Here is a 4,318-nt window from a genome sequence, read left to right as displayed (position 1 = left end):
ACCAGGGCCTGGCCCTTCTCGAGGACGCCCTCCGGGAGCCGGACCCGGCCGGTCGCGGTGGCGACCAGGTCGACGCGGGCGCCGATCTCCGCGGCGAACTCGGCGAGCCGGCCGCTGTCGGCGGGCGAACGGGTGTCGACCAGGGCGACCACCACGTACCGCGTGCGGGGGTAACGGGCGTGCAGGGCGCGGATGGTGTTCAGGACCGTGTTGCCGGTGGAGAACTCGTCGTCGACCAGCACCAGCGGGCCGTCCCCGGCGAGCAGCGCGGGGTCCTCGGGAAGCAGGAGGTGGCTGGTGGCGTGGGAGTGGGACTCCTCGAAGCCGCCGGCCGCGTCGACGCCGGGGACGGGACGACGCGTGGAGTGCAGGCAGGGGGCGTCGCCGAGGCCGTCCGCGACCGAGTGGCCGAGGCCGGTGGCGGTCTCCGCGTAGCCGAGGACGACGGCCCGCGACGCCTCCTGCGGGCCCAGCAGCTCGCGGACCCGGCGGCCCAGGGCCACGCCGTGTCCGTGGACGACGGCGGGCGACTGCGGCACGTGCTTGCCGAGCACGTGGGAGACGAGCAGGTGGGCGCGGCGGGGGTTGCGGCGCAGGGCGAGCCCCAGCAGCTCGCGCAGGGCAGGGTCGCCCTCCAGGGCGACGCCCAGGCGTTCGGCCACCCAGGTGCCGGTCCAGGGGCCGGTGCGGTCCTCGGCGGTGTCGGCTGTCTTCATGAGTCCCTTGTGTGTCCGGCCGGTGGGGCGGCGTGTGCCGCCGCCCTCCGGCGTCCGTCTGCCTGCGGCGTGCGGGGCGCGCGTGCGGGGCGCCCGTCCGTGTTCACGGGGCCCGGGTGCTCGCGGTGACCCGGACGGGCTGGGCGCCCCGGGTGGTCCCGGCGACCCGCATGGCTTGAGCGGGCCGTTCGTCCCGGTGGCCCGGGTGGCCCGGATGGCCTGGCGGCGTCTCCCGCCCGCCGGTGGGGCCCGGGTGGCCTGGAGGCGTGTCCCGCCCGCCAGTGCGGGACACGCCTGTGTGCGGCCCGCCTGCGTGGGCCAGGCCCATGTGTGCCAGACCTGCGTACGCCAGACCCACGTGGGGCATGCCTACGTGGGCCACACCCACGTGGGCCACGCCTGCGTGGGCAGCGCCTGCGTGGCGCAACCCCGCCCTGGCTCCCGGGCAGGAGAGGCCCGCGGCCGCGGGGAGGGCCGCTCGCGAACTGCGGGCTCTCACGGGCAGGCGTCGGAGGCCGCGGCGAGCAGGTCGACGAAGCCCACGTCCTCCTGGGCGACGCCGAAGACCTGCGCGCGGAGCATGGTCCGCTCGGCCCACGCCCGGTGCGGCTTCACCTCGTTCATCTTGTTGGTGTACGCCGACCGCAGCACCCCGCCGCCGCCCCGCTCGGGCCGCAGGATGTCCTGCGCGTCGCAGAACTCCTCGTGGCTGACGACGGAGAGCGCGTGGACGGGCTGCACGTGGGTGGGGTGAATGCAGGTCTTGCCGAGCAGGCCGTTGGCCTGGTCGAGGGCGATCTCCCGCAGCAGGCCGTCCAGCGCGTGCTCGATGAGGTTCTCCCGCAGTTCCCGGGCGTCGCCGCGGAACGGGCTCTCCCGCAGCTGCGGCTTGAAGATACGTTCCTGCAACCGGAAGTACTCCCACACCGGCCCGGTGACGGTGAAGCCGGTGCCGTCGGCGCGCCCCAGCACGTTGACCACGTCGGAGATCACCGAGGCGACGATCCGCACGTCGTAGGCGGTCATGTCGGGGGCGCGGCGCAGGCCGTAGGCGGAGCAGAAGTCCGTGACCCCGAGCCGCAGCGCCAGCACCCGGTCGCGGTACTTGTCGACCGTGTCGAAGATCCCCGTCAGGGTCTCGGTCCGCGTCTCCAGGTGGAGCAGTTCGGGCGACTCCAATACCGGCATCACGAACAGCCGCCGGCCGCTCGCCGCCTCGGCCTCGGCCGCCGCCTCCAGGAAGGGGGTGCCGTGCCGCTGGGTGAACTTGGGCACCACGAAGCCGGAGAGCAGCCGGGCGGACGCGCCGAAGCGGCGGACCAGGTCGCCGATCTGCCCGGGGTGCCGCACCCGCACGAACAGCAGCGGCAGCCGCTCGCCGGAGGTCTCGCGGAGCTGGGCGTCCAGGGCGGCGAACTGCTGGACCAGGTTCTCCTCGCCGGCCTCGACGTCGGCGTCGTCGATGGAGTCCTCCAGGCACAGGACCATGGAGACGACGCCGCGGGCCGCCTGCTTGAGGACGTCGTCGGCCAGCCGCGGGCGGGTGGCCGGGCTGTAGAGGGTCGCGCCCAGCGCCGCGGAGAGCACGGGGGCGGGCGAGTCGGCCGTGAACTCGCAGGGCTCCTGATGGAAGAGGCGCTCTCGCACCTCCGGGGCTACGTGCCCGAAGTGACGCATGGTGTCCCCCGTGAGAAAATCAGCGGCCGAAGAGGGTGGCCGGTAATAGTACGTACAGATCTATTTCCGCAGTTCCCGAGGTCCGTGAAGTTCGGGTGACCGGCGTATGTCCGTTACGGACCGCGACAGTCCCTCCCGGGCCGAACTCGTCCCGATCGGCCCGGCCGACCCCCGCATTGTCCTTGCCGGAGCCAGAGGGCAGGATTGCCCGTATGACGCACGCGATGCTGAAGGGCTCCAACGTCCCGCTGGAGGCGGGCACGGTACGCGCCGTGCTCCGGTGGTCGGCGGGGCCGGGCGCGCCCGACGTGGACGCTTCGGCGCTGCTGCTCGGGACGGACGGACGCGTGCGCTCGGACGGGGACTTCGTCTTCTACAACCAGCCACGGCATCCCTCCGGGAAGGTCTGGCGGCTCGGCAAGAAGCGCGTCACCGAGGGCCTCACCGACACGGTCCAGACGAATCTGAACGGTGTCGAGGCCGATGTCAGCCGTGTTCTGGTCGTCGCCTCGGCGGACGGGGCGCCGTTCTCCCGCGTGGAGGACCTGCGCATCCTGCTGTACGACGCGGACGTGCCGGACGGGGATCCGCTGGCGTATTTCGACATCGTGCCGGAGACCGGCGAGGAGACCGCCATGATCTGCGGCGAGCTCTACCGGCGGGGCGGGAGCTGGAAGTTCCGGGCCCTCGGAGAGGGCTACGCCAACGGGCTCGAGGGGCTGGCCTCCGACTTCGGCATCTCGGTCGAGGACCCCGACGTGAGTGCCGCGGCGGCCGAGCAGCCGGGGAACGGGATCGAGTCGCCCGCTTCCGGGCCGGACTTCTCGCGGCCGTTGCCGGCGGAGGAGCCGACGGCTGCGGCGATCGTGGCGCCGCCCGCCACGACGGGGTACGGGTATCCGCCGGCGGGCGGTGGCGCCGCCGCCGGGTACGGGTATCCGCCGGCGGCGACCGTGCAGAGGGTGCCGGCGCAGGCGTCCGCGTACGGCTATCCCCAGCCGGTGGGCGACCAGGGCTTCCGCATGCCCCCCATGGGCCCCCAGTTCCTCTCCCGCTGACCTCACGGCCCGCTGGCGGGGTCCCCCGCCAGCGGGCGGGCGGCCGGGCCCTCGCAGGCCGTGGGGGTCAGCGGCCGGTGGATTTGTGGCCGCGGCCCCAGTTGAGACCCCAGCCGTAGAGGCGGTCCAGTTCGGCCTGGTAGCCGTAGACGTAACGCGCCTCGCGGCGGACGAAGATCTCGCCCTTGACGTTCTCCACCATGAACACCGCGCACGACCGCGCCTGCGGGTGGCGCTCGTCGAGGTCGATCTCGATCACCGGGTCCGCCCCGGCGAAGAGCGTGACCGTCGCCTCGGTGCGGTCGAAGGCGGGGGTCTCGTCGTAGATGTAGGCGAACACCAGCAGCCGCCGGATGTCGTCCCGGTGGTCGAGGTTGATGTGCATCGTCTCGCCGGACCCGGAGCCCGCCCGGTCGTCGCCGTCCAGCTTCACGTAGGGCGGCTCGTTGATCGCCCCGTAGAGGCCGCCGAGCGGCTGCACGACGCCCTTGGAGCCGTCGGTGAGTTCGTACAGGCAGCCCAGGTCGAGGTCGACGCGGACCATGGACTGGGTGTGGCCGACGACCTCCGGCGGCCGGAGCGCCCGCAGCGGGTGGCGCAGCAGGCTCTCCCGGTGCCGCCGCCGAGGTCGGAGGTCCGCATCCGCCAGGCCAGCTGGACGCGCAGGTTGCCGGTGTCGGCGCCCTGCTTGGTGAGCGACACCCGGCGGCGCCGGCTGGTCAGCCGGACGGGACCGCCCCGGGCGCCCCGGGTGTCGAAGCCGGCCGCGTGCCAGGGCCGCAGGCCGTCGAAGAAACCGGAGAACCCCGAGAACGCCGCGGCCCCCGGCCTCGTCCCCCGCTCGCCGGACCGCTGTTCCGTGGAAGC

The 4,318-nt window shown here is 73.7% G+C and carries 3 protein-coding genes and 1 pseudogene; 1 reads left to right on the top strand and 3 read right to left on the bottom strand.

Annotated features, from left to right (window positions below):
• Nucleotides 1-716 (bottom strand): phosphoribosyltransferase domain-containing protein (locus ACOV8S_RS10000; protein ID WP_448317443.1); only part of this gene is annotated, 716 nt, incomplete at its 3' end.
• 495 nt (nt 717-1,211) lie between these two features.
• On the bottom strand, nt 1,212-2,393 hold the full coding sequence (locus ACOV8S_RS09995) for an HpcH/HpaI aldolase/citrate lyase family protein (protein ID WP_448317442.1): 1,182 nt from the start codon (nt 2,391-2,393) through the stop codon (nt 1,212-1,214).
• A gap of 212 nt (nt 2,394-2,605) precedes the next feature.
• On the opposite strand from ACOV8S_RS09995, the gene ACOV8S_RS09990 reads away from it, so the two are divergent.
• A complete protein-coding gene (locus ACOV8S_RS09990) occupies nt 2,606-3,451 on the top strand; it encodes a TerD family protein (RefSeq protein WP_448317441.1) in 846 nt (281 codons plus the stop codon).
• Between the two features lie 67 nt (nt 3,452-3,518).
• Here ACOV8S_RS09990 and ACOV8S_RS09985 read toward each other — a convergent pair.
• A pseudogene (locus ACOV8S_RS09985) lies at nt 3,519-4,234 on the bottom strand (Tellurium resistance).
• Nucleotides 4,235-4,318: the final 84 nt, after the last annotated feature.

The organism is Streptomyces sp. CO7, assembly GCF_053474865.1.
The sequence above is the reverse complement of the archived record's forward strand: the minus strand, read 5'-3'. Positions and strand labels throughout refer to the sequence as shown.